The organism is Gluconobacter cerinus, from assembly GCF_002723935.1.
In the GTDB taxonomy this organism is placed as follows: Bacteria; Pseudomonadota; Alphaproteobacteria; order Acetobacterales; family Acetobacteraceae; genus Gluconobacter; species Gluconobacter cerinus.
The window spans coordinates 318,535-345,115 of the sequence record NZ_BEWM01000004.1; the positions used below are offsets into that span (position 1 = coordinate 318,535).

The following is a 26,581-nucleotide window of genomic DNA, read 5'->3' on the forward strand; positions in this document are numbered from 1 at the left end:
TGCTACGTAACAAACATATTGTGCATAGCGCATTGGCATTTGCTATGAATGTCTCATGAAACGGCGTCCGACCCGCAAGAAAATTCCTGCCAAGAGAGCTGCCGCCCCTTTGCGGCAGGACAGAAAAGCTCTTGTCCTGATGGTCAGCATTACATTCGCGTTGCTCGTGGGCGCTGCAGCATTCAGGACCTTCCTGACCTCACATCATACGACAGCAGTTGGCGGCCCTTATGCATTGTTTGATGGGCAAGGGCGGCGCATTAGTCAGTTAGATTTTGCAGGGCGTTATACCCTGATTTATTTTGGCTACACGCATTGTGTAGATGTCTGCCCTTTGACGCTTGAAACAGTTTCATCAGCTTTCGATGAACTCAGCGTGCAGGGTGAATCTGTAACTCCCATTTTCATCTCCGTTGATCCGACACGCGATACCCCGAAAGTCGTTGAGGATTACGTAGAGAATTTTTCCCCCAGGATTATCGGGCTGACAGGCACGGCTGACCAGCTTCAGCCTGTTATGGAAGCCTTTCACGTAAAGATGCAGCATCATTCTGGCATGGGGCCTAAATACCTTATTGACCACAGCTCGTTGCTCTACCTGATGGATGGTCGGAACCATCTGGTCGGAATGATACCGGTTGATTCCAGCGCACATCAGATAGCGAGAGATTTAAAGCGTCTATTGCCTGCTCACTCGTGATGCTTTCAAACGCGAGAGCTTTCCAGCCACTGCTATGCAGATCAGAGATATGCCCAACTCGGGTAACAGAATGCCAAGGATGCAGAGTACCCCGATTGCAATCAGACCCATTTTGGACGATGGAAGAACGGGCGGCGCTCCAAATTTCTCCTCGGGCCGACGTTTGAGCCACAGGACCGTTGCGGCACAACTCATCAGCAGGAGGCCGAGGGCGACCAGAAGGTTGAGTAACTGGTTTGCCCAACCGAACAGATGCCCCTCATGCGCTGCAACGCCATATCCTATGACACGGTCAATGGCTGCCTTGTGAGAGAACGGTTCTTTCACAATAATATGCCCGTCTCCCATCACTTTCACACTTTCTCTGAGAGGCCGGTTTTGGGCGTCCGATCTAATGGTCCAGACATCATCAGAGTTAGCCGGGGGCGTGATAAGAACAGGAGCAGCAAGGGACAGCTTTTCTGCTGTTCGGGTCACATTATTCAGGCCATCCAAGTTCACCTGTGACGGCATATCCTCTGACATGTCCATTCCGGGCATATCTTCATGATGTGAGACCATTGGGTGACCGGCTATCGTCTCTTGGGCTGGCACCGCTCCAATTTCCCAGTCTTTCACTGATGTGATGTGGCCGACAGTATTCTCGACAGAAAGAAGGGCATGTCCCCAGACATAAGACCAGGGAAGACCCGATACCAGAAACAGTGTCAGCACAATGGAAACCCAGACGCCCGTCACAGCATGAAGATCCCTCCAGCGTGCCCGCCCAGTCTGGGTAAGGCGGGGATATAGCACACCAGCTAGGCCACGTTGATTTCTCGGCCACCATAACCAGAGGCCCGATACCACAAGCACGATCGTCCATGACGCAACCATCTCCATGATAACTGAGCCCAGATTGCCCAGTAAAAGCTGCCCATGGAGTTTAAAAACCAATCGCTCAAATCGATCCTCTTCGAGCACGGTTTTCAGGACGGCATGGTGGTTCTGTTCCACATAAACTCGCACGGCCTCACCATTGGCACCATTGACCAGAACGCGGGCAGCACTGTGTGGGGATGTAGGAAGTTCATATGCGAGAAAACTGCCACCGGGCACAGCTTTCAGAGCAGAATTGACGTCCTCCTGAGGCGACGAGGATATTGCTGCTGGAAGGTGATCGTATTTCCAGTCAATCCATCCCTCAATTTGTGGTTTGAACAGGTAAACGCTTCCTGTGAGACACAAAAGAGCGACAAAGGGCAGACAAAACAGTCCCGCAAAGAAATGCCATCGCCATACTGTAAGGCGGTCTGGCCCAAGGGAAGCCAGATAATGTTTTATATTCGTGCGCATCACAGTTTTATCCGTACGCCGCCGAAATATGCCCGGGGGGAGCCCGCATAAATCGATCCAGTGCTATTCATCAGTGTGGCTGCCGTCGCTTCTTGCCCGTTTGCTTGTAACTGATCGCTGATATTTGTAGCACCTGACACATAGGTCTGGTTCGTGACGTTCTGTACTTCGAAATACCAGTGCAGGCGATGCGCCCATCCCATCCGCGCGGGGGGATCGTAATGCATCTCCAGATTTAGAAGGGCATATCCAGGCGCTTTCAGGCGGTTGGCATTGTCTAGCCAATAGGCATCACGCCAGGTGACTTCTGCATATCCCCCAACGCCTTCTAAAGGGCCAGAAGGCTGATCGTAAAGAAAACGGGCGTTTAGGAAGTTAGGAATGACGCCCGGGATGTATTTTCCACTCCGGCTGAAACGCTTTGAGGCAGTGCTATTGGAAAGAACTTCCGTGTAGTTTGTGTAGACCTGATTATCATAGGTATAGCTGAGCGAGATCCGTCCACCCGGCAGGGTATGGGGAAGAGGCGCCCAGTCAGCCCCCAAAACAATGCCGCGATGCTGTGAGGCAGGAGCGTTGAATGTGTAGGCCCCAACGGCGTTGACGCCTGCAGACTGATTGACGAGTTCATTGTTATAAAACTCGTAAAATCCCGTGACCTGAAGATGTGTTGTGGCCGTAGGGCGCCAGTCCGCGCCGAGGTCAACTCCGACACTCGTCTGGCTCTTCAGTTGCGTATTATTTCCATATTGCCCTTGGGGCGTGATAAAGAAATTGGAAGATGACGGTGTGCCATAAGCCGTGCCAACGCGTGTATGGAAAGTCCAGTGTTCGCTCGGATCATAAATCAGAGCACCTTCAGGCGCGAGATTGAAGTAGAACCGGTTGGCGGTGACGTATTGGCTGTTCATGCCAGATGCTGAATATCCGTATAACGTCTCAGTGGCACCGATATCTGAGTATGTACCTCCTAGTCCAACAACAGCATGCCAACCGGGCGCAAAGTGCCAGTCTTCCTGGAAACGTGCGCCGATATTTGACTGATGTCCGTAGGAAGCAGAACTCATGGCACCTCGCGTGGCACCGCCTAACGGCATGATGTTGTACGTCTGATATCCATAGTCGAGATAATCAAAACTCAGTCCGCCGAATGTATCGAGGGATGTTGCCCCGATCCGGGCGTGATTGGTGACGTCGCTGCTGACGTTATAGGAGTTGTAGGGGCCAACGAAAGACGTTGGTGAAGTGGGTTGGTCTACGTGGCGCTGATCGTATGTGAACTGGTTGCGCCAGGTCGTCTGCTTGTTAAAATCATGCTCCCAACGGAGGCCTGTAACGGTACGGCGATCAAAGCGACCCAGACCAGCAGCCTCGGGACTCATGGCAACTTTACTGCCATACCGGCCATTCACCAGCAGGTTGACGGAAGCGCACCCAGCGCGGGAATTGGATGTATTGTAACACCCATTCTGATAAGGATTTGCGCTATACTGGTTCAAAGACAGGCGAACAGGTAGGGACGCGTCTGTCACGTTGTTGACGAACTTCAGGATGAGACGGTCTGAAGACGTCAGATTGACCCGAAGTCGGACGTTTTCTGTTGACGTATTGTAGCGACTGTTAGCGATGAACCCATTTCCACGGACATCGCTCGCGAATACCATAAGGTCATAACGCTGGTTACCAAGTCCGAGCGTTGCGTAGTTGTTAAACATACCGAAGCTGCCGAAATCCGATCCTAATTCCAGCCCGTGCATGTCCGTGCCCTTGCGGGTTCGGAAATTGATTGCACCATTGATCGCATAATTTCCGTAAAGGGTAGACGCTGGCCCTTCAAACACGTCCACCCCCTGATAAGCATGAGGGTCAATCAGATCGGCTCTTGCTGTGCCGTCTGGTTGCGTCATGGGAAAGCCGTCTTCCAGCACCTGCAGGTTTTTTAGCCCATAGGATTGTCGATCTCCCGACCCGCGGACAGAAACGACTGTATCACGCGGGCCATTGCCTTGGGTGAAACTGACGCCTGGAATGGTAACCACCATGTCTGCGACGCTTTGTCCCACCTGATTACCAAAGTTGCTGCGGTCTGAACTGTAAGTCGTCTGCCCGGCCGGATGGCTCGTCGCCGGCGCATGATTGGTTGCCGTGACGGTAATAACTTCTGGTTTGGTAAGAGGTGAGGATTGTTTGGGGGGAGAGTGAGGTTTGCGGCGATTGTCTTTGAGAGACGTACCTCTCTCATGCCGGAAGGGGGCAGATATGGCAGGAGAGAAGCAGAGGACGGCGCAGGTCATCACGCCTGCAAGCAGGTGAGAAGAGCGATACATAGAGTGAGGCATTGGTCTGAACCTGGATAGACAGCACGAAAACCCGCGTGCGTTTTGCAGGCGAGTGGCTTTTGCAGTTCAGATCAGACGGGAGGGCCCTGGGGGCATTGAGAGGTGCGTTCGGGAGCAGGTGGCCCGCGAATTGGCGCAAACATCCAGACGCGGTGAACGAATGCCATGCTCAACGCTATGAGCGTGCAGAAAGCGATTGTTAGCTGGAAAAGATCCAGAGCATCAGACAGCAGGAACGCATCGTCCTGTTGATTGTTCTGATGATGTGTGTCTGGATCGGACGAGGCATCCTGCGGCGCACAGAAAATGCTTAATTTTTTGAGTTCGTTTAAGGAATCGTCAACGACTGACGACGTTGTAACAAGGCTACCAAACGTTAGGCGTGCCAATAAGGCAAGCAGCACCAAGGGCCAAAAGCCCAATAGATATGCTGAGTTCCTGATCCGGCGATCCATACCGGATGTGCTACTCTCTCTTTCCGGCTCTGACCAGATGGCTGAGTAAGATTTCCGTTCAAGGCCTGTTGGTGAGCGTATCAGAGAGTTTCTGAGCCTTTGCCAGCGCCTTTCTGGTTGTAATGGCAGAAAGCCCAAGGCCAAGAATTGCTGAAGCCACCATGCCCAAGGCGGCGCCCATAGTGCCAAGATATGGCATCAGAATAGCAAGCGTTGCGAACAAAACCCCTGTTCGGGCAATGCGAACCTGAAGTGCCCGGCCTGCGTGGCCAGTCGCAATAAGGGCGGGTTCAAAGCTTACGCCTATAAGGTCCAGCGAGGCGGCAATGCCAAGGGTCACGAGTAGAGGGAACGCCGTTAAATAAGCATGTCCGGCCACTAACTGCAGAACCGGACGCCCGCCGGCCGCTAGAGCTACTGCTATAACCACCGTTACGACGATTGCGAGACCCGTCGAACGGCGAAGTAATAGTCTTATATTATCAGCTTCCTGACTGGCATGAGCACGGGCAAGCTCTGGCAATACCGCTCGGGAGAACATTTCTGATACGCGGACAAGTGCCTGGCTGAGCTGATAAGCCAAGCGGTAATGGCCTGCGTCAGTGGCACCTGTAAAAATACCAACAAGCAGTAATACGATATTATTGCAGCCTGTCCCGATGATTGAATTCAGATTTGTAAGCCAGGTGAAACGCCAAATCCCCGGGTTCTCTCGCGGGGCTTGCCACCCTTGCCGGAGATCACTCATGCGAAGAGATCGTGGCATGGTCCACAGGACGCACACCCAGTAAGCAATCGCTGTAATAATATCGGCGATAGCCCAAGCGATAAGAAAGCCTGTGACTGTTGGATTCCACAAGGTTGCGGCAATCGCACCAATAAACCGTGCGATCGGGGTAACAGCATCAGCCATGGCTCCTACACCGAAACGGTCGTGCAGCCGCAACAGACCAACAGCGGTGGACCGGACTGACAGTAGGATAACAAAGCAGAACGCAAGTGCGGCATTGGACAGGGCGTTGGACCAACCAAGCAGTGGGCCCAGAAGAGTAACCCCGCCCCATGAAATGAGGCATCCGGCTATGCCCCCAGACACATCAAGGCCGATACAGAACCCTGTAAGGCGCGAAAGGGCGCTTTCATCCTGTGCCGTTACATGACGCACACCATACCGGATAATAATTTGCCACGTCTGAAAACTGACGAACGCAGCGATGGCCTGGGCTGTGCTGAACACGAGGGTGAACTGGCCAAAACCTTCGCTCTTCAGCGTTCGAACGGCCAGTCCTAGATAAATCAGACTCAGAACTGCGCCAACGCCTTTGCCTGCCAGGAGCCATGCAAGATTTGACAGCGTACGTTTCAGTAATCCGTTTTCTCGTGACATGGTATTCAATGGTGCTTGCTTACCAAATGAGAGAAAACTATATATTTAGACATGAAGAACGTTGCATTTCTGTACATTGCTGAATCTTATCAGTGTTATCACGCTGCGGCAATTGCGCTGGAATTAGCTCAATCTGACAAAGTCAATATTACAAACTTTTACAACGATCCGGAAACGCCTTATCACCTAGAAAGAGTTCGTTACGCTGCTGGAGCTCCTGAAATGGAGTATCGGCCACTTCGTCGATCGTTGCCGACTGCAGCGATGCAGTCCATCCGCATCCTAGGAATGTTCAAGGATATGGTGCTGCGCGATAATGCTGCAGAGCTGGATCGATACGATGCCATTGTAACGGTTGAGGATACTGTCGCTTCCGCGAGGCGACTTGGCATTTCGTCTCCTCAATTGATCTATATTCCACATGGCTGCGGTGATCGCGCGCGTGGCTTCACCAGCGAAGTCAAAGCATTTGATCATGTTCTTCTCTCGGGCCAAAAATCGGCTCAAAGAATGCTGGATAACGCACTGATCAAGCCTGAAAATCATTCAGTGATCGGATCAGTCAAGCTTGAGACCTGCAAGCTCTTCCCGGATGTAACACGGTTCTTTTCCATTCAACGCCCAACGGTGCTTTACAATGCTCATAAGGCGAGGGGGCTGTCGTCCTGGAAACGGTTTATTGAGCCTCTGCTTGAGCAGTTTTCCAAGCAGTCTGATTTTAATTTGATTGTTGCACCGCATACAAAGATGTTCAGGCGGCGCAGACAATTAGTTCGAGATGGCTGGAACGGGCGAAGCAATTCTCAAATACTGATCGACACCGGATCTGAGCGGTGTGTCGATATGACGTACACGTCTGCCGCTGATATTTACGTAGGAGATGTGAGTAGTCAGGTTTACGAATTTTTGGAAACACCTCGGCCGTGTGTTTTCCTGAATGCTCATCAGATTGATTGGCGAAACAACCCTGATTTTGCGCACTGGCACTTCGGAGATGTCGTTGATGACCCTAGGGATCTTTTGAATATCATCCGCGCCGCGCCCGAGCGCCATATACTGTACCGTGACCGACAGAAAGAAATGGCTGACAAGTCGCTCGGCGATCGTTCTCCGGGGGCAGCGCGTCGTGGCGCAAATGTTATCCGAGGGCTCTTGAACCGCTAATGGCGGCGTTTAGTCCAGTCGCACAGAAGGTCGTACGAAACCCTCCACCCAATCCGAATAACAAGAGATCAGACCGCGATAGAGGCCAAAAATTTCGACTTGATGCTTTCTGTAGAGCATCAGGTGTCCAAGCCTAGCTGACAAACCATGAGACACACCGCCACCCCACACGGTGCCTCCGGGGAGCGCTGCCCAGCCGTTGTATTTCCCCAAGGCGACAATGGCGCCCTTATTATGAAAAATACAGGCTGGAACCTTCTGGCCCTTTTCGATCCAGGCAGGCAGATAACGTGCGAGATGCCGAGCCTGCTGTCTGGCAACCTGCGCGGTTGCGGGAAGGGGATCATTCTCGATGAATGAGCAGTCTCCCATGGCAAAAATTCTGTCATCTGCGATTGAAGACAGGTTTGGATTGACCAGGATCTGCCCAGTTTTATTCAGAGCAAGCCCACCATAAGTTGTCGTAACTTCGGGAGCCTTTACACCTGCAGCCCAGACCCGAAGTTTTGCCGAGACTTGAGAGCCGTCTTTCAGGATAAATCCTGTTGAGTTTGCTCCCGCAACGCGAGCTGATGTTCGAACCGTTACCCCAATCCGTTCCAGTTCCTGTTGGGCGGCTGCGGACACGGATTCCGGAAAGGCCGGAAGAATACGTGGCCCTGACTGGAGGAGAGTTACACGCAGTTTTGGTGGCGGTTTGCCAAAAGCATGGAGGTTATAGGGCCCGACTATTTCGAGCGCTTTGTGTAATTCTGCGGCGAGTTGGGTGCCCGTTGCGCCGCCGCCAACAATTGCAATATCCAGTTCCGAATTGTTCGCGAATGATCGCAGAAGCTCCATTCGAAATTTTTCATTGAAAGCATTTGCTTCGACTAGGTTATCAATGGAAAGACAGTGTTCCTTGACGCCTGGTGTGCCGAAATCATTGGCGCAACTGCCAATAGCGATGACTATGGTGTCATACTTAATGGTTCGGCTTTCCAATACCACCGTCCCATCGGAAGCATGAAGAGGGCTGAGGACAACTTCATGCTTTTCTCGATCAAGTGATACAACTTCTCCCGGCCAGAACTCGAAATGATGACCGCTGGCCTGAGTGATGAAATTGATACGATCGTTTTCGTTTCCCACCGTGCCTGACGCAAAGCAGTGGAGCATTGGCTTCCAAACATGGGAAAAGCTTTTGTCGATCAGCGTGATGCGGGCTTTTCCCGGTTTTCCCATGGCTTTTCCAAGCCGCGTCGCCAGAGCCAGGCCTGCAACGCCACCACCAACAATCAGAATTTCAGATTTAGACGCCATTGATTTTCTCGCCCCCTTTATAGGAGTCAGGCACAAGGAAGTGATACAGAACATTTCCGGGGAGAGTAGAAGCCGGATGAACTGGCCACGAACGTTGTGCTGGACATTAGAATTTTTTGAAATTCTAGAAAGTAATATTCTGGTGATTTCATATTTATGGCGTGAGGCTTATTGCGGATACACAATTATTTACTTTGCTTAAGTCAAAATATAAACCAATTTTTTTGGTAAAATATATGTGAAATTAGAATATATATTTCTATTATTTGCGATTATTTTTGTGCAAATTCATCGTGGGTGATTGTTTTATCGATAAAAGGCAGCATTCTTTTCCATCTTTGACTGTGCAAAGGGTTGCCTGTCTTTCCTTCCAAAGGAAACATGTCGCGAGAATGATTTCCCTGATTCAAAAATCATACATCTTCGTTTTTCTACAGGCAGCGCTCTCATGCTGAAGCGAGGAGGATTATCTTTTGAGTGGAGCAAACGACTAATGAAAAACGATGGATGCATCGTTTTCTAAGTCATCCACGAGCTTCAAAATTGTGGTGTGTGTGTGAACCTAAATAGGGCTTTGAGAGAGGCTTTATCCGCTCTTGATTAAGTTTTTCGCCTAAACAATCTTGGCATCGTTAATGCAACATGAAAATCTATTGACAGAGATTTAATTCCTATCCCGTAATAAGAATACAAAAAATCTTTCGGGGGAGTAGTGAAGAGATGACGTCGAATGAGAGACTTTGCTCTGAATTATGGCCGAAGTTTTTCCCTTTTTAAGCCCCCCCGACTGCATCGATGAGCCTGACGCATTGATGCAGTTATGACGTCTTCGGATCACCGCCCCGAGACCCTGTCTCATGAAGTTTTATGTGAACCGCGAAAATCTCTCCTAACTGATCAGGATAACAGTTTGTGAAAAAACGCCTTCAGCACGCTCTCGCACTTTCTGGGGTCTTGCTCAGTAGTGTCTGCGCATTTTCCTTGTCTCAGGCGCATGCGCAATCCCAGGAGGCATTGTCTTCCAGCCCGGTTTTGCTGCCTGTTCCCGCCCACGTGAGTTTGAGCAGTCGATCCGTTCCCTTCCAAGGCGTGAAGGTCGTTTGGGACGGAAAAGCCACAGCTCTTGAGCAGCGAGCCGTGGCCCGGTTTCTCGGTCGGCTGGAAAAATTACAGGGCGGTTCAGATAACACTGAACCCAAAACCGTCCTGCATATTCGAGCCGGGCAGGACCCTGCTTATCTGACGGTAAATGAACGGGAAGGATACAGTCTGTCCGTAAAAGGCCAGAATATTCAACTTGAGGCAGGTGGGCCGGCAGGGGTAATCCACGGCCTCGCTACTCTTCTGCAACTTGTGCACGCAGGTCCGTCAGGTCGCCAGATTGCTGAGGGTGATATTCAGGATGCCCCGCGGTTCTCCTGGCGTGGTCTCATGATTGATGTCTCCCGACATTTCATGTCTGTCGAGACTATGGAGCGCCAGCTTGATGCGATGGAGCTCACAAAGCTCAACGTTCTACACTGGCATCTGAGTGATGGAACCGGCTTCCGGATCCAGAGCCTTCGTTACCCGAAGCTTCAGGATGTTGGCGCGCATCACCAGTATTATACGCAATCCCAGGTCCGGAGCATTGTTCAATATGCTGCCGATCGTGGGATCAGGGTGGTTCCTGAGATCGATATTCCCGGCCATACGCTTTCTCTCTTGCAAGCCTACCCAGAGCTAGCCGCGCAGCAACCCGTGCTCGTGACTGATGCTGCGGGCAGAGCATGTACGACGAATTCGGCAGATGGGCAGACAACGACGAACTGTAGCCGCAGGCCCAATCTGAATAACGCGGCACTGAACCCGGTTAGCCCGCAGGTCATTGATTTTGCGGCAAATCTCTATGCCGAAATCGGAAGGCTTTTTCCGGATCGCTACATCCATTCGGGTGGGGACGAGGTTCAGGATCAGCAGTGGCTGGATAACCCGGCGATCGTCTCTTACATGAAGGCCAATGGCTATAAGGATGTCCCGGCGCTTCAGGCAGCCTTCACGGCCAAGATTGAAAAGGCTTTGGCCGCGCAAGGCAAGATCATGATGGGTTGGGACGAAGTTAGCGAAGCGCCCATTCCGAAAGATGTTGTGGTTGAAGTCTGGCGAAACGCGAAATGGACCGGATCTGCCACGAAGGCTGGTCATCCGGTAGTAGTGTCTGCCGGATACTATCTGGATCTTCTGTACTCCTCAGCCAATCACTATGCCGTCGATCCGGATGCGACGCGCCCGGCTAATATAAGCGCTGAAGATGCCGAGCGGCTGCGTCATCAAACGTTGGATCGCCTAGAACGTGCTTTTGCTCCAGATCCGGATATGGCGCCTCTGGACGAAGCCCAACGCAAGCTGGTCCTCGGCGGGGAAGCGCCGTTGTGGGCGGAAATTGTCTCTGATGAGATGCTGGATGCACGGCTATGGCCGCGTTCGGCAGCGATTGCTGAGCGCTTCTGGTCGCCGGAAACAGTTCAGGATGTTGACGATCTGTATCGTAGGCTTCCCGTTGTCATGAATGAACTCGAGAGCACGGGCCTTCTCGCGCGCGAGCATACGGACCGGATGATTGCAGAACTTACGCCCAGCAACATTACTCCACTTACGGTGCTAACGTCCGTAACCGTGCCGGTACAGAACTACGCGTTGAACCATTTGGCAGGCCCCACAGGGGATGCGATGCTCAAAAGTCCAGCCGCTATTGCTTCGCCGGATAGCTTCAGCGCCATAGAATTCAACGCTCTGGCGAAGCGCTATGCCGCAGGCGACAAGAGTGCCGCCGCTCAGCTTCGAGCTTCCTTGAGTGTCTGGGCAGCTAATGATGCAGCTTATACACAAGTTGCGACGACGCCTCAGCTCCAGTTGGCTGAGCCTGTCTCCAAGCAGCTCTCTCAATTGGCACAGATCGGGCTGGAGGCAATGGAACCTGGAGCTCATAATCGTGCCTGGCACAAAAAGGCTCAGCAGTTGCTGGCGGAACAGGATTTGACGTTGATCGACCCGACAAGCTTTGCAGGAAAGGAACGCGTTATTCCGCCGAGCGGTTTGCTGATTGCTATCGTTCCAGGAATTCACGCACTGGTTCAAAGCGCAAGGTAAGGTTTGCTATTTCCGGCGCAACGGGGCTCATACCCAGCGCCGGATATAATTATTCTATTTCTATTATGGTCGAGAACCTGATGAAAATTGACGGGGCAGAGAACAAAAATCTTGCCCCGCTATGACTTATAAACAGTCCATCAAAGCCATCAGTTCAGGATCGTGCTTCATTTGCCAATCGATTGCTTCTCGCAAAGCGAGCGCGGATGCAGCGTCCTCATCTAAAATGACCAGGCACGATGGATGGTATTGCAATGCTGATCCTGGCACAGCTGCAGTAACCGGCCCTTCAATCATTTGTGCTGCAATTTGCGCTTTAGCTGGGCCAGTGACGACCATGAGAGCCATATGTGACTCAAGGATGGTTGCTGTTCCCATCGTGATGGCCCGAGAGGGAACGCTGTCTGGGTTGCCCCCGAACATCTCGGCGTTCTGCTCAAGCGTGGTCTGAGCAAGAGTGATGGCGCGTGTTCGGCAGTTCAGTGAAGAAAGTGGTTCATTAAACCCGATATGCCCGTTTTGGCCTAACCCAAGAAGTTGAAGGTCGATACCTCCAGCCCGAGCAATAGCGGCTTCGTAATTTTTGGCTTCTGCATCTACGTCACTTGCCGCACCATTAGGAACGTGCGTGCTGTTCGGCGAAACATTAACTTTCGAAAACAAATGCTCTTGCATATAGTAATGGTAAGACTGCTCGTTCGCAGCATCTAGCCCGATATATTCATCCAGATTGAATGTTGTTACGGACGAAAAATCCAAATTGCTTTCACGGTGTTCCGTGACAAGAAGCTTATAGATTGCTTCCATTGTGCGCCCAGTTGCGAGCCCAAGGACGGATGCGGGTTTCTTTACTATCTGACGCTTCAAAACATGGGCGGCGACAGTTCGAGCGGATGCCGCATCCGGGCGAATCAAGATTTTCATGCCTCGGGAGCTCCTGCAGGCGTTTTGACAAGGTTAGCGAGCGTTGGTTGAGTTTTTATCAGGATAACAGTCATCCAAAGCCCGATGAAGAGGTAGGATGGGATTACTAGTCCCATAAAGGCCGATGTTGTTCCGAGTTCTGGGATCAGATGAACAAAGATCTGAGGGAGCACAGCGCCTCCGGAAAAAGCCATGACAAGGAAGGCTGTTGCCTTTGCGCCGTCAGCACCGGCTTCCGCGAGTACAATGGGGAAGAGGGCGGGTAGGATCATGGCGTTGGTGAAGCCCAGTAATGCTACACACAACACTGGTGCAATCCCATGTGTTGTTAGCGCTATCAGGCAGATAAGGATCCCAACAATGCAAGACACAATCATGTAGCGTTCCTGGCTAATAAACCGCGGAACGACGACCATACCAACAAGATATCCAGCCATCATTGATGCGAGGGTCATAGCCGTCAGGTACTTGGTTACATCGAGAGAGAGACCATGAGAACGCCCAAAAAGCCCAATCGCATCCCCTGCCAAAACCTCGATACCCACGTAGAGGAACATGGCGAGTACCCCAGTGGCTAGTCTCAGCGAATTCCTGCGACGCCCTGAACTTTGTGCCAGAACGTCTTGCTCCATCGTAATTTCAGGGAGAGGGGATCGCGCAACAAGAAATGCCAACAGCGCCAGCAGGCCAGCCATCACGCGGTAAGGCGTGTGTACGGCATTGGTAAAGCCTGTAAGTATAGCGTCGCGTTCCGGTCCGGCAGGTGTGTTATGGATGCTTGCTGCAACGTCTCCGACGTGCGGCATGACAATAATCGCGAACAGGGCAGGGGCTACAATGCCTGCGAACTTGTTCGCCACCCCCATAATGGCAATTCGCTGAGCCGCACGGTCGTGATCGCCAAGGAAGCTGACATAGGGATTGATTGTGATTTGAAGGAGGGAGAGACCTGCGCCAATCACAGTCAGCCCACTGAGCGCCCCTGCATACCAACGTGCGTTAACACACTCCCCGAACAGGCCGGTGCCAACGGCCATGATGGCCAGCGATACAACCAGGCCATGTCTCAAGCCAATCCGCTTGGATAGCAAGGTCGCCGGAAGGGGAAAGACAAAATATGCAAGATAAAAACACACGGGAACAAGAAAGGACGCCACGTCACTAAGGTTGAAAGCAACCTGTACAAAAGTGATAAGGGGCCCATTCAGCCAGGTAACAAACCCTATGCTGAAAAAAAGGGCGGCCATGATAAGAACAGGCCGCCATCCATAAGCCCCGGCAGGGCTCGATATGGGAAACTTGAACAAAAGATCGCCCTCTCAATAGGCTGCTGACCAATATTGATGTGATCAGCAGCCTGTCGTGGGAATTAGAAGCCTGTGGAAAGCGAGACCATCGCCGCGAATACGCCACCAACATAATAAACTGGCGCGCTAGCATTTGCGGTCGCACCTGTGGAGGTCAGGTGGGCCTTGGCGTTGGAGGTGTAGCTCGAACCGGATAGATAATGGTTGTCGCCAAGATTGGTGAGGTTCAACTGAATCTGTGGGTGCTTGATACGCCCATAAGAGTTCATACGGTAGCCAAGTGCGATGTTTGACGTAATGTACGATGGCATCTTCTGGTCGTTCATGAATGTCGTGTACTGGGAGTCCACATATCGCAGATCAAAATTGCCGAAGAAGTGCCCGTCATCATAGTTCAGGCCGACTGCAGCGGTGAACTTCGGGGCGCCAACTGCAATCTTGCCAGCCGTCGGTAGGAGGCCGCTGCCTGTGTTGAAGTCATTATCGAACGTTGAGTGCAGGAACTGACCAGATACATAGGGGCTGAAGTGATGCCAGCGCGCCAGTCCAAATTCGGCCTGAACACCACGAGACGTCTGGCCACCGATATTGATCGGGGACGCAACCATCATGTTCGTACCCGGGATGTAGCCCGTTGATGTAACCTGATGGTTCGTGATGTTGATGTTAAACAGTGACATCGCAAAGTTGTAGAGTTTGTCCTGATGACGATAGCCAATTTCTTCGCTGATCGAATATTCAGGTTTCAGGCTCTGCGGCTGCATCACAGCGTGGGCGGAGTTCGGATCGAAAATCTGGGAATAGGCTTCAACAGATTCTGGCGCACGGAAAGATGTGGTGCCGTTGATATAGATCTGGTCCTGCTTGGTGATCTGATAGCTGGCAGAGAACTGCGGCAGCGGCTCGAAATAGTTGCCCTGCATCTTGTAAGGATCAGCGCCTGGGATCAGGTTGGTACCCTGACGTGACACCATAGCAACCCGGAAGCCTGCGCTAAGCGTGAGCTTATCGTTCAGAAGCTTCTGGGTGTCAGCAATAAACAGCGTGTTAACCTGCTGCATGAAATTCAGGTCGTAACCGGACAAGATCTTGCCGTTCAGTCGGATTACGCCACCTGAGAGACCCACACCGTTTGCGTTGACAGGCGTGAAATCTGAAAGCTCTTCATGTGTTGTATACGCGTACCACCAGCCGAACGAGAACGTATTGCTTCTGCTGATGTTCCAGTCTGCAGAAGTATTGAGGCCACCAGTTTTCTGATTCCAGGGGTCACGGCTGGACGTCAGAATGTTGCCATTCACAACCGTCCCACGGTCAAGATTACCGTATTGCTGTGTTCCGTAATATCCGCCACTCGCAGGAATGTTCTCGCCACCAAGAGAGGGGCCGAACTGGTGCACATAGTAGGGTGTTACCTGGAGATGCAGGTGATCTGAGAGTGTGAAGTGCATCGGCACGACGACGAGCTGCTGATTCAGGTTCTGCTGGTTCAGCTTGTAATAAGAGGCATTTCCCGGAGAGAAAGTCGGGGAGTAGGCAAAGCCGACGCCGTATTGCTTCCACTGCGCCATCGTTGGCGACCGCCATGATGTTGCCTGCTGACGGTTATAGGAGAACATTGCAGAAATACTGTTTCCGTCGCCCCATTCTTTTACGAATTTTGAATCGACGTGATACCGGAATAGGCCACCGGGTCCACGGGCACCATTATTATAGCTGGTGTGAGAGAACGACACGAACCCACGGATGCCCGAGTTTCCAATATTGCCTGTTTCGAGGCGAAGAAATTCTTTGTTAAAGCTGTGCGTACCACCAGCAACGTCGATGAAGCCACCAGCCTTCCTGGAAGGATTAAGGGCTGACGCCGTGATCTGGCCACCAACGGCATTGTAAAACGGAGCATTCAGGTCAGGCGAGCCCTGAGAAACCGTAACAGCCCCAAGGTTCTCTGTATCAACCAGCGTACTGGTATAAGGCGCGTAGTTAATCGGATCGGCGAGGGGGGCGCCTTCGAACAGATAACCGATCTGCGTCTCATTCAATCCGCGCATCTGGATATGATCGCCAGTCATGCCATAAGGATCCTGACTCGAGACTGTAACGCCAGGAAGATCCGCAACCAGTGACGTAATATTGGAAGACGGCGACTGCTTGGCGATGAAGTCACGCGTGACACCACTCTGCGACCGCGGAGCCGTCTGGTGCGGCATGAGACCGCCGCCAGGAGTGCGGTTCGTAACGCCCGTTGCTGACAGAGAATGGGTTGTAACGGAAATCTCTTCTACCGACGGGGTGAATTGCCCCAGAACGGAAGGGCCTGGGCTTGAAGAGTTGGAATGTCGCGACGTGGCAGAAGCCTTGGTTGTTGAGGAGCCCTTGGATGAGGCGGGGGCAGCTTTGTTATCCTGTGCATTTGCACTTACGCTCACGAGGCTGGCCATCGTGACACAGGAAACCAAAAGCTGACGGAATGTTATGCGCATTGTGACAACTCCACTCTACGGCCCGTCTCAGCGCCGATCTTTCGTTTCTTTATGGCAATCATCATGCAGAGCCGTGTTTTAGTACGCAATAGGTCTCAAAGAAGCGAAACTTAATTCATAATGCGAACAAAACAATTTTCGATCTGCATTCAAAACTGTTGCTAAAAAAGCACGAATTTTGGTGGTTTCTTTTGTCTAGGGTGGCTTCAAACGTCGTCTTGGCCAAAAATGAAATATCGCGCGGCCAAACTTGCTGCCCCTCTCGCAAAGCTATCTGGCTCAAAATCGCGGAAATGGATCATGGTCCGAGCGCCAACGCGGTTCAGAATGTGGGATTCTGCTTCGTGGAGAAGTGCATGCCCGTAGACCCCGTTTCTCAGTGCTGTGTCGAGCATGACCACAACGTGGCTTGGATCCAGCATCTGGATGAGTTGCGCTGTCGCGATACCCATGGCCGATCCTGCGCGATGCAGAATTGTCAGTGCTTCAGGGTTGCCGCTTGTAGCCAAGGTTGTGAGCTCCTGAGCGGTGGTTGGAAGCCCGATCTTTCGCGCTGAATTGGAGATGGCGAGCAGGGAAGCAACTGTCTCAAGGCACCCTTTGTTACCGCATCGACAGGGAAGGGCATCAGAATTTTCCAGCGTTACCGGGGCGTGTGAGATTTCTCCGGCTCCTCCTGAGTTGCCCCAGAGTAGTTTCCCGTTGACGATATGCGCGCAGCCGATGCCATGGCTGACGAAAACCATGCTGAAATCGGGGCTCCCTCTAAGCGGCCCAAAGAGTTCCTCACCAAGAATCAGGGCCTTGGCATCGTTTTCAACCCATGTCGGTAGCCCGGTCTTCTCTGCCATGGCTGTGCCGATGTTGACGTCCCTCCACCCCAGGGCAGTGCAAGCGACGCAGGTATGTCTGTCTCGAGAGACGAACCCGGGAAGCGCAATTCCAATCCCGGAAAGCTTGTCTCCGGCTTCTCCCATGGTCTGCCGTAGTTGCTCAGTTGCTCTGGCAAGGGCATTGATGCACTCATCTGGATCTGTAGGCCGAGGCAGTTCTACACGTGCATGTACTGTGCCGTGTAGATCGGTCAGCACGAGCACCATCGGGTCGTCCTGCATGGAAATGCCTATGAACCATGCAGCATCCGCTCTGACGGCGAGGGAGACAGACGGCCGACCTACTCCGAAAACGAGTTCCCGTTCGGAAAGAATGTCTTTGTCGAGGAGATCTCGGACCAATCCGGAAATAGTCGCTTTGCTGAGCCCCAGGAATTGAGCCAGCTCGGTTCGACTTTTTGAGCCTTCACGACTGAGAGTGCTAAGGATCTGGTAGTGGCCAGCTGAAAGCATTGGTTTTCCTGCTCGTCTCGCAGGAGACGCTAGGTGTGAGATAATTTTTTATCTAAATTATAAACCGTAGAATTACATCAACATATTTACAAAGAACGTCTCGCTCTTTAACCGGATAACGAACGTGGTGAATCTGCCTCACTAAAATCGCTTCGCCGACGAGACTGCTACTGCACGTTTCAGACGGGGCTGCCTCATTCTTAAGCGGACGCATATATGATTCTCTGTGCAGACATAGGTGGTTCATTCATCGATTTTGCCGCTGTGAGGCCAGGGGGTAAACTAGAGTATAGAACCGCGGTGCCGACGCCAGTTAATGACCTGACCGCGTTTGTAGACGCTCTCGTCGAACTATGTCGGCCATGGCCGGGAGTTCCCCTGCATATCGCTATTGCAGGTGTTGAAAATCCTGAAACTGGCATTGTTCACGCTGCCAATATTCCCTGCCTTAAGCAGGCGTCTCTAGGGGAGTTTTTACAAGCCAAGGCCAATAGGCGAGTTCTGATTGCCAATGATGCAGATTGTTTTGCTCTTGCGGAAGCAAGATTTGGTGTCGCGAAGGGGCATCAAAACGTATTCGGCATTATTCTGGGAACGGGTATTGGTGGCGGCCATATACTCAGCGGGAAAATCGTAACTGGCCTGGGCGGAATCACAGGTGAATGGGGGCATTCTCCTACTGTGCTGCCACCGCCATTCATGAATTGTGAGCCTGATCATTCAAATATTGTTCCACTCTTTAAGTGTGGATGTGGGCAGGCAGGGTGCCTGGACACAATAGCAGGAGCCCGCGCGCTTGAGCGCCTGCACCTCTGGGCTGGAGGAGACGTTTCCGATAGCCGCAGCATTCTGACCGCGTGGGAAGGAGGAGACCTTCAAGCTGAAAGGACGATGACGGTTTACCTGTCTTACGTTTCTGCTGCTCTCGCGCATGTCGTTAACATTACGGGATGCACGATCATTCCGGTGGGAGGCGGCTTGGGCAACTCCAAGAGCCTTATAGCGGCGATCGATCGTGCTGTGAGAGAGAAAATTCTTTACCCGACTGAAGCGCCACTTCTCATTCAGGCAACACTCGGGACGGAAGCCGGATTGCTGGGGGCAGCCTGCCTCGCGGACGTGTAGGCGAACCCCCATTACCTATAAGGGCTTGTCTCTTGTATTCGAGGAATCTCATCATGGTTCATTCTCGCCTGATTATGTGCGGCGGAAGACCAGTTGAGTTTTTGGTATAGACAAAAGACACGATTGCGCGCCCAAGCCACTAAACCCAGTTAGACCCGCCCTGACTTTCAGCTCATTGTGTCCGCAAAATTGCAGTGACGTGCCTTATGGCAAACGATTGCACACAGTCCGTTCCTTCTTCATAATGAACTTCACCTCAAGTGCGTCTATTCCTATCCTCAGCTTTAGAGAGCGGCAACAGAAAGAGCCTGTATGAAAACCGGGACTGATCTGATCACGTTTTATAATCCCGAGTTCTGGGGGGTAAATTCCGAAGACGAAATCGCACGTCTCGCAGAAAAAGACCCTTTCGTCTTCTGGACAAAAATTCTGGATACTCAGGCAGGAACGGGTGTAAGCGGGATAGAGCTGACATTTCCTCCATTTGACTGGAAAAGTGCGACTAAAGCCTTCGGCTCCAAAAAAAATCTGGCGCAGGAACTAAAAAATAGAGGTCTTTCTATATGGTCCAGCTTTTTCGCAGACCTCGACCGTATTCCACTGTCCGAACACCGCGCGGCAGAAGAGCAAATTCTCACATCGGTTGCCGAAGCAGCAGAATTCCTGTCTTCCGTTGGCGGAAAAGTGCTGGTTGTCGGACTTCCTTGCCGTACGACATGGCTTTCTGAGCCGGTTCAGTTTGTCGATATGGCACTTGCCCAGCCTATGGCGGATCTGTTGAATCGTATGGGGGCTGTGACTGCTCGTTCAGGCGTAACTCTCGCATTGCACACCGAAGCAAATTCCGTCTTTTGCGCTCCACGGGATGTGGATCTGTTTATGCTTCTAACTGACCCACGCTATGTTTCTCTCTGTCTGGACCCGGCGCACATTACCATTGAGGGTGGAGATCCGGTTAAACTCCTGGAGCGACATCTTGAGCGTGTGGTAGCGATGCATTGGAAAGATGCGTCAGGTTTGATGCCGATCTCAGTTGAAATCAATGAGACCATTTATGCCCAGCATCGACCGTATTTTCGTCCAATAGGACAGGGAAGCGTCAATTTTGCAGAGTTGGCCACTCGGTTAAAAAAATCTCCCCTAAAATGTGGCCCAATTCTGGAGATGGATTCCTGCGCTAATCCTGAAGAAGCGCTGAAAGACGGCGCTCAATTCATCAACACGATTTATGACGGCCTTGAAGGGGCGTCTGCATGACCCGCACCGCGTATGATGTGATCGTTGTGGGATCCGGTGCAGCCGGAAGTTTGGCCGCGAAAGAGCTCGCCGAACAGGGTCTATCGGTGTTGGTTTTGGAGGCTGGCCAGCGGCTTAGGCAATCTGATGTCGAGCCACGTTCTGGTCGAAACTGGTCTCATACAGCTCTTTTTCCTCGTGTGAAGGCAACGCTCTTGGGGCAGCCTATTCAGGCCCGCGTTGCATTTTTCAAAGAGCAGCTCCGGCATCTTTTCGTCAATGATTGGGCACATGGCTACACGACACCAAAAGGCAGGCCGTTTCTCTGGATCCGCGGCAGGCAGACAGGGGGGCGATTACACGTCTTTGGGCGCGTTTTATTTCGTTGGTCCGATACCGACTTTAAAGGGCGAAGTCTTGGAACGGGACCTGAAGACTGGCCATTGTCCTACGCTGACATTGCGCCGTTCTATGAGAAGGTTGAGCGTTTCCTTGGAATTTGCGGGAATGATGACGGTGTAGAGACCGCGCCCGACGGAATCATGGCAGAGCCTGCGATCCTAACGCCGGAAGAAAAAGGATTTCGAGCTGCTCTGAAGGCACGGTGGGCAGATCGACACACAGTGGCGTGGCGGTTCAACCGTTACAAAAGCTCTCCTCTGCCTGCTGGCGTGGAAGCAGCTCTCGCGAGTGGCCGCACGACACTTCAGTCTGAAGCGATTGTGGAGAAGATTGAAAGCGATTTAGACAGCGGAAGAGCGACAGGCGTAACATTTGTCCATCGCCGCACTCGCAAACGGCACACGATCTCCGCAAAAGCCGTCGTTGTTTGCGCATCCCCCATTGAAAGTGTCCGGCTGCTTCTGAATTCCCGTAGTGCACGACATCCTTCCGGGCTCGGAAACAGTTCAGGCGTCCTGGGCCGATATTTTATGGATCAATGTGCCAGCCTGATGTTCGGGCGCTGGCCTGCGATCGCGCGTGAAGGGCAGCCGGAAACTCTTCCAGAACATCCGCTATTTGGCGCGACCGGGGGAATGTATGTGCCTCGATATGAAAATACTGCCAATCATCACGATGCTTCTTTCACCGGTGGCTATACCTATCAGGGGTCGATTGGGCGTTATGCTGGACCGGATGCACAGGGATATCTGCCTGTCACCATGATGTGCTTCGGTGAAATGCTTCCTTATGAAGACAATCGGATTACGCTGAATTATTCCAGAGAGGATCGATGGGGTATTCCTCTCCCTCACATCAGTTGCGGCATCCATTCCAACGAGCGGGCGATGTTAAAGCGCCAAATCCAGGATAGTGTCGACATGATAGAAAGTGGCGGCGGATTGGTTGATTTCTGGGCTTCCCCCTTAGGTTTGGGGCAGAAAGGCACTGGGATGTATCCTGCACAGGTTTGGCCAATCCGGTGGTTCATGCGCAAGATGTTTCCAAAAAGTCTGGTAGTGGGGGCTGCCATACATGAAAGTGGTGGCGCAAGAATGGGAAGCGACCCAGCGACTTCATATCTGAATCCGTATGGGCAATGCTGGGAAGTCCCCAACCTGTATGTCACGGATGCATCCAGCTTCCCGACAGGCGGATCACTCGGCACTACGTTAACAGTTATGGCGCTCAGTATTCGGGCGTGTGAGCATCTGGCTACAGAATTAAAAGCGGGGCGGCTCTAAAACAGAGTTCTGCAACACATTCAGAGTTTCTTTCTGCCATTGGAGAGTCGTGATGACAGGCCAGCTAAACGAGATCTCTCGTCGTGAAAAAGTGGCCTATGGCTGTGGAGACCTGTCTTCCAATCTGATGTGGGGTCTGACGTCAGCATATCTGATGTTTTACTACACCGATATCTACGGTATTCCGGCAGCCTCTGTCGCCTGGATCCTACTCATTGCACGCGTGTTCGATGCATTCTGCGATCCAGCAATCGGCTGGGTGGTGGATCGAAAAGGTGGACTTTTTATCCGGCCACTGATCCGGAATTTGGCAATTCCGCTCGGTATTGCTGATTTTTTTTGTTTCCTGCCGTTACCGCTTTCGCCCACGGGAAAAATACTGTGGGCAGGGGGAACGTATATTATATTCGGCGCCGTATATTCCTGTATCAACACGCCTTATGGTGCGCTCGCTCCCATGATGACCAAATCAGCGCGCGAACGGGTTGATCTGAATTCGTTCAGAATGATGGGCTGTCAGGTTGGGCAGTTCTGTATTGCCGCGTTAACCATTCCCGCCATTACGTGGCTGGGCGGGGGGAGCAGCATAGCTCATCGGCAGCGGGGAATTACGATATTCGTCCTGCTACTTTCCTGCGTAGGTATTGTTCTATGGCGGATGGTATCCACAAATTGTGTCGCGCGTTATCCGACAACTCCTGCGCACCATGACATCCGTAAGACCTTGAGATTACTGTTTAAAAACAGACTTTGGCTCATTTGCAACACTATCGTATTTCAACAGTTTATTGTCATTGCCGCACTCTATGGGTTTGCAATTTACTATGTGAAATGTGTGCTCGGTGGAACTGATGCCTTGGGCGGAGCGATCCTGACGCTTGCAAGCGTCTGCAGCTTTACAGGAGCATCATTCTGTCCAATGAGCTCGCGCCGTTTCGGAATCATGAAGACAGCTTTCGCGGCAACAGTTGTCCAGGGCCTAGCTTATGTAGCCATGCTCGTTTGCGGAGTATGGTTGCCGGGATTTTTGATAGCTTTTGTGGCGTTGGCTTTAGGGCAGGGGCTAATGTCCCCCATATCGTATGTTTTTCTCGCAGCAGCAATTGATAATGGCCGTGCGGTCGACGGGACCGGGGCTGCAGGTCTGGCGTATTCGATCAATACATTGATTTCAAAAGTGTCTATGGGCGTCACTGGCTTCGTTCTGGCACTCTGCCTGTCCTATGGTCGTTATGACGCTACATCTCTGGTGCTGAGCCGAAGCACCGCCGCGTGGGTCACCGCAGGATTTGTTATTCTACCGCTGGTGTCCGTCATCATACAGTATGGCCTTTTACTGCTATGGAAATCAGTTCGAGGAACGGAGAACGAGCTTCTTGTTACTTCTCTTTGATCATGTCTTTACGGCAAAAAAACAAAGTTTGTGTCAGAAGCTACGAATTTTCCGTCAGCCGTGATTGATGGTATATGTATGAAATAATCAGATAGTAAAGCAGTGAAGATGCGAAAAGTTAATTCTGCATCTTCACTGCTACTGGGACAGGTCTTCTGATACTGAGCCCCGCCGCAACTCAACCTGCGGAAGACGTAGGTTTCGCGCCTTTCAAATCTGACCGACGGCTGAAAAAGAACGCATAGAGGGACGGAAGGACCAGAAGCGTGAGCAGCGTTGACGACACCAGTCCACCAATCACGACGGTTGCCAGCGGCCGTTCTACTTCAGCTCCGGCACTCCCGGAAAATGCCATGGGAAAAAAGCCCAGGCTCGCCACGGACGCGGTTGCGATAACGGGGCGCAACCGAACCCGAGCAGCCTCGAATGCTGCTTGAGCGGCCTCCATGCCTTCATCCCGATAGGTCCGGATCTGGGACACCAGAACCACACCATTAAGGATGGCAACGCCAAACAGGGCAATGAAACCAATACCGGCTGCAATACTGAAAGGCATACCTCGTATGGCGAGTGCCAGAATGCCGCCTGTTGCGGCTACGGGCAGGTTTACGAACACCAGAGCTGCCGTACCCAAAGAAGAAAGTGCTGCCACCAGAAGGATAAAAATAAGGGCAAGCGCGATTGGCACGACGATAGCAAGCCGTCGGCTGGCGGATTCAAGGTTCCGGAACTGACCTGCCCAGGACATTCGGTAGCCCGGGGGCAGGACAACCTGCTTTTCAACTGCTGTCTGCGCGGCCTTTACAAAGCTCGCGACATCGCGCCCGCGGACGTTAGCCTGTACAATGATACGTCTGCGCAGGCTGTCACGATCTATGCGGGACGTCCCATCAACGAGCGAAATATGGGCAACTTCGTTGAGCAGAACCCAGCCGGCTCCATCTGCGCGTCGTACTTGGAGCCTGCCCACGCGATCCATGGATTTTACAGCGTCGCTCGCAAACTGGACCTGAGCCGGAATAATGGCGTTTTCCAGAGTAATGAACGTGCCTGTATGGCCGCCAATGGCCTCTATGGTTTGAAGAATGTCCGAGACATTCACACCCAGACGAGCCGCTGAATCCCGATCTACGTCAACATGCATGTAGGACATCGTGCCCTCACTGGCGGAGTTCACATCCGCTGCACCCGGAACGCTGTTGATTGCCTTGATCGTTGTATTGGCCAGCCGTGACAGTGTCTCCAGATCATCTCCGTAGATTGAAATTGCAAGCTGCGTTCTAACGCCGGAGAGGAGGTCGTCCATTCGCATCTGGATAGGCTGCGTCCAGGAGTAATCTGCGTCTGGCAGGCGCTCATTCAGGGCGGCGCTCATCTTTTTGACAAGTCCAGCTTCAGTCCCGGCCGTCGTCCATTCCGATCTGGGCTTGAGAAACACGAACGTATCTGTTTCAGCGGTACCCATAGGATCTGTGGGAATGGCCGAGGTTCCCGTGTTGCTGACCACAGTCGCAACGTCAGGGAAGCTCTTGAGAATACGCTCTTCCTCAGTCACGCCCCGTAAAACTGTATCCAGCGAGGCGCTCGGAAGCCGTAGCGATGTGACGAGGAGAGACCCTTCATCAAGCTGGGGAACAAACTCACCGCCAAGGCGTGACGCAACAAGTACAGCTATGGCGAATGTTGTGAGTGTAATGCCAGTCAGGAGTTTTGCGTGGTGTTCGCTCCAGGCAAGTGCGGGTTCGTAGTAGCGGCGTACAAATCGCACAAAGCGCGTTTCCCGATCAACCAGACCAAACCGCATGACCAATGCCGCGAGTGTCGGGATGCAGATGACGCAGTAAAGAAGGGACGCAACCAGCGCCATGATGACCGTCTGGGCCATTGGCCTGAACATCTTTCCCTCAATTCCCTGAAGGGTAAGGATGGGAAGATAGACGATAATGATGATGAAAATTGCGAAGCTGACAGGACGGATAACACTCAGAAGTGCATGATGAGCGAGTGTTTTGAAGTCGTTCTTGTTGGTGGCTTTGTCCCGGGTGGCCAGAAGATGCTCCACGACAACGAGCGAACTGTCGACGATCATCCCGAAATCTATCGCACCGAGGCTCAGCAGATTGGCAGAGACGCCAAACCACCGCATACCCGCCATGGCGAATATCAGGGCTGCCGGGATAACAGACGCAATGACAAAAGCAGCTCGCCAGTCGCCCAGGACAACAATCAGAACGCCAATTACCAGAATGGCGCCGATCACCAGGTTTTCCTTGACCGTTCCGATTGTTTCAGAGGTCAGGCTGGCCCGCGTATAAAACGGGTCAAGCTTGATGCCGGGTGGAAGAGACTGCCGAATTTCTGGAAGGGCTGCATTGATCGCGTCCAGAGTGGCATTTGAGCTGGCCCCATTCTGCATCAGAACGACGCCATTGACGATCTCGCCCTTACCGTCACGCGTCACGGCACCCAGACGCGTACGGGAGCCGAGAGCAACTTTCCCCATATCGCGGATCCGAATGACATGGCCACGGGGGCCCGTTTTGACGGGTATCAGGCCGAATGCGTCGAGGCCCGTCACCCGCGCACGAGCGACGATCACCTGCTGCTCATCATGATGAGCAATCCAGCCTCCGCCGGACGATGCGTTATTGGTCTCGATAGCCTGATCGATGTCCTGGATAGATACGCCGTATGCAACCATTCTGGACGGGTCGAGCGTCAGTTCGAAGGTCTCTTCCGCGCCACCATTGACATTGACGTCAACGACGCCCGGAACGAGCTTCAGCTGGGGCACAACGGTCCACGTCATGATCCGATTCAGATCAGTGAGAGAATAGCCTGCTCCCATGATCTGAATCTGCATGATCTCGCCCATACCGGTGGCAAGAGGGCCCATCGTGATGGATATTCCGGGAACCGAGATCGTATCCCGCGCCTGCTGCAGACGCTGACTGACGCGTGTCCGATCCAGATCAATGTCTGTTGCATCCGAGAACTGCAGATAGACAGCGGACACACCCGTACGAGACACAGACCGAAGATCAGTGACCCCGGGTATTCCTGTGAGGTTTGTCTCAAGCGGGAAGGTGATAAGTTTTTCAACTTCCTCCGTTGCGAGACCCGGTGCCGTGACAGAAACCATGACCTGACGAGGAGAGATGTCTGGCACTGGTTCCACGGGCAAACCGGGAATAGTGAGAAGACCACCGACCAGCATTGCGGCGACAAGGCCGAATAGGAGAAAGGTATTTTTCTGAATGAACGCCAGCAT

At 52.4% G+C, this 26,581-nt stretch carries 16 protein-coding genes; 7 read left to right on the top strand and 9 right to left on the bottom strand.

Translation table 11 applies throughout. From position 1 onward, the window contains the following. Positions 1–55: 55 nt before the first annotated feature. Entirely contained in the window at positions 56–700 is a 645-nt protein-coding gene (locus GCE01_RS11270) for an SCO family protein (RefSeq protein ID WP_099212937.1), read from the top strand. Here the strand turns inward: GCE01_RS11270 and GCE01_RS11275 are convergent. From GCE01_RS11275 to GCE01_RS11290, 3 genes are all read right to left on the bottom strand, one after another. After that, on the bottom strand, positions 680–2,035 hold the full coding sequence (locus tag GCE01_RS11275) for a PepSY-associated TM helix domain-containing protein (protein WP_099212938.1): 1,356 nt from the start codon (positions 2,033–2,035) through the stop codon (positions 680–682). The genes GCE01_RS11270 and GCE01_RS11275 overlap by 21 nt on opposite strands. Further along, positions 2,035–4,374, bottom strand: coding sequence for a TonB-dependent receptor family protein (locus GCE01_RS11280; protein ID WP_174694835.1), 2,340 nt, complete (start codon positions 4,372–4,374; stop codon positions 2,035–2,037). The genes GCE01_RS11275 and GCE01_RS11280 overlap by 1 nt, the downstream gene beginning before the upstream one ends. A 513-nt stretch (positions 4,375–4,887) precedes the next feature. Next, positions 4,888–6,216: a lipopolysaccharide biosynthesis protein gene (locus tag GCE01_RS11290; protein ID WP_099212940.1), complete on the bottom strand. Its 1,329-nt coding sequence runs from the start codon at positions 6,214–6,216 to the stop codon at positions 4,888–4,890. A gap of 51 nt (positions 6,217–6,267) precedes the next feature. Between GCE01_RS11290 and GCE01_RS11295 the strand changes: the two genes are divergently transcribed. After that, a complete protein-coding gene (locus GCE01_RS11295) occupies positions 6,268–7,380 on the top strand; it encodes a CDP-glycerol glycerophosphotransferase family protein (RefSeq protein ID WP_099212941.1) in 1,113 nt (370 codons plus the stop codon). Between the two features lie 9 nt (positions 7,381–7,389). Here the strand turns inward: GCE01_RS11295 and GCE01_RS11300 are convergent, their stop codons facing one another. Then, positions 7,390–8,682: an NAD(P)/FAD-dependent oxidoreductase gene (locus GCE01_RS11300; protein WP_099212942.1), complete on the bottom strand. Its 1,293-nt coding sequence runs from the start codon at positions 8,680–8,682 to the stop codon at positions 7,390–7,392. A 912-nt stretch (positions 8,683–9,594) separates the two neighbouring features. Between GCE01_RS11300 and GCE01_RS11305 the strand changes: the two genes are divergently transcribed. Then, a complete protein-coding gene (locus tag GCE01_RS11305; RefSeq protein WP_099212943.1) occupies positions 9,595–11,811 on the top strand; it encodes a beta-N-acetylhexosaminidase in 2,217 nt (738 codons plus the stop codon). A gap of 126 nt (positions 11,812–11,937) precedes the next feature. Here the strand turns inward: GCE01_RS11305 and nagB are convergent, their stop codons facing one another. From nagB to GCE01_RS11325, 4 genes are all read right to left on the bottom strand, one after another. Beyond that, positions 11,938–12,735: a glucosamine-6-phosphate deaminase gene (gene nagB / locus GCE01_RS11310; RefSeq protein ID WP_099212944.1), complete on the bottom strand. Its 798-nt coding sequence runs from the start codon at positions 12,733–12,735 to the stop codon at positions 11,938–11,940. Beyond that, entirely contained in the window at positions 12,732–13,982 is a 1,251-nt protein-coding gene (gluP, locus tag GCE01_RS11315; protein ID WP_099212945.1) for a glucose/galactose MFS transporter, read from the bottom strand. Before gluP ends, nagB begins: the two co-directional genes overlap by 4 nt. 122 nt (positions 13,983–14,104) lie before the next feature. Next, positions 14,105–16,525 carry a TonB-dependent receptor gene (locus tag GCE01_RS11320; protein ID WP_099212946.1) on the bottom strand — a complete coding sequence of 807 codons (2,421 nt, stop codon included), beginning with the start codon at positions 16,523–16,525 and terminating at the stop codon, positions 14,105–14,107. Positions 16,526–16,731: 206 nt separating this feature from the next. Continuing rightward, positions 16,732–17,871 (bottom strand): ROK family transcriptional regulator, encoded by a 1,140-nt coding sequence (locus GCE01_RS11325; protein ID WP_099212947.1) that lies wholly within the window; start codon positions 17,869–17,871, stop codon positions 16,732–16,734. Positions 17,872–18,087: 216 nt separating this feature from the next. On the opposite strand from GCE01_RS11325, the gene GCE01_RS11330 reads away from it, so the two are divergent. The 4 genes from GCE01_RS11330 (at position 18,088) to GCE01_RS11345 (ending at position 23,310) form a co-directional block, all read left to right on the top strand. Beyond that, on the top strand, positions 18,088–18,996 hold the full coding sequence (locus tag GCE01_RS11330; protein ID WP_099212948.1) for an ROK family protein: 909 nt from the start codon (positions 18,088–18,090) through the stop codon (positions 18,994–18,996). 312 nt (positions 18,997–19,308) lie between these two features. Beyond that, entirely contained in the window at positions 19,309–20,253 is a 945-nt protein-coding gene (locus GCE01_RS11335) for a sugar phosphate isomerase/epimerase family protein (protein ID WP_099212949.1), read from the top strand. Then, positions 20,250–21,917, top strand: a complete 1,668-nt coding sequence (locus GCE01_RS11340; protein WP_099212950.1) for an FAD-dependent oxidoreductase — start codon at positions 20,250–20,252, stop codon at positions 21,915–21,917. The genes GCE01_RS11335 and GCE01_RS11340 overlap by 4 nt, the downstream gene beginning before the upstream one ends. Positions 21,918–21,969: 52 nt before the next feature. Beyond that, positions 21,970–23,310 (top strand): MFS transporter, encoded by a 1,341-nt coding sequence (locus GCE01_RS11345; protein WP_099212951.1) that lies wholly within the window; start codon positions 21,970–21,972, stop codon positions 23,308–23,310. Positions 23,311–23,488: 178 nt separating this feature from the next. Here GCE01_RS11345 and GCE01_RS11350 read toward each other — a convergent pair whose 3' ends face one another. Further along, a complete protein-coding gene (locus GCE01_RS11350) occupies positions 23,489–26,581 on the bottom strand; it encodes an efflux RND transporter permease subunit (protein ID WP_099212952.1) in 3,093 nt (1,030 codons plus the stop codon).

Bases quoted from the DNA above. Each gene is read 5' to 3' on its own strand.
- GCE01_RS11270 (WP_099212937.1), top strand. From the start codon at position 56: ATGAAACGGCGTCCGACCCGCAAGAAAATTCCTGCCAAGAGAGCTGCC.
- GCE01_RS11275 (WP_099212938.1), bottom strand. From the start codon at position 2,035: ATGCGCACGAATATAAAACATTATCTGGCTTCCCTTGGGCCAGACCGC.
- GCE01_RS11280 (WP_174694835.1), bottom strand. From the start codon at position 4,374: ATGCCTCACTCTATGTATCGCTCTTCTCACCTGCTTGCAGGCGTGATG.
- GCE01_RS11290 (WP_099212940.1), bottom strand. From the start codon at position 6,216: ATGTCACGAGAAAACGGATTACTGAAACGTACGCTGTCAAATCTTGCA.
- GCE01_RS11295 (WP_099212941.1), top strand. From the start codon at position 6,268: ATGAAGAACGTTGCATTTCTGTACATTGCTGAATCTTATCAGTGTTAT.
- GCE01_RS11300 (WP_099212942.1), bottom strand. From the start codon at position 8,682: ATGGCGTCTAAATCTGAAATTCTGATTGTTGGTGGTGGCGTTGCAGGC.
- nagB (WP_099212944.1), bottom strand. From the start codon at position 12,735: ATGAAAATCTTGATTCGCCCGGATGCGGCATCCGCTCGAACTGTCGCC.
- gluP (WP_099212945.1), bottom strand. From the start codon at position 13,982: ATGGCCGCCCTTTTTTTCAGCATAGGGTTTGTTACCTGGCTGAATGGG.
- GCE01_RS11320 (WP_099212946.1), bottom strand. From the start codon at position 16,525: ATGCGCATAACATTCCGTCAGCTTTTGGTTTCCTGTGTCACGATGGCC.
- GCE01_RS11325 (WP_099212947.1), bottom strand. From the start codon at position 17,871: ATGCTTTCAGCTGGCCACTACCAGATCCTTAGCACTCTCAGTCGTGAA.
- GCE01_RS11330 (WP_099212948.1), top strand. From the start codon at position 18,088: ATGATTCTCTGTGCAGACATAGGTGGTTCATTCATCGATTTTGCCGCT.
- GCE01_RS11335 (WP_099212949.1), top strand. From the start codon at position 19,309: ATGAAAACCGGGACTGATCTGATCACGTTTTATAATCCCGAGTTCTGG.
- GCE01_RS11340 (WP_099212950.1), top strand. From the start codon at position 20,250: ATGACCCGCACCGCGTATGATGTGATCGTTGTGGGATCCGGTGCAGCC.
- GCE01_RS11345 (WP_099212951.1), top strand. From the start codon at position 21,970: ATGACAGGCCAGCTAAACGAGATCTCTCGTCGTGAAAAAGTGGCCTAT.
- GCE01_RS11350 (WP_099212952.1), bottom strand. From the start codon at position 26,581: ATGCTGGCGTTCATTCAGAAAAATACCTTTCTCCTATTCGGCCTTGTC.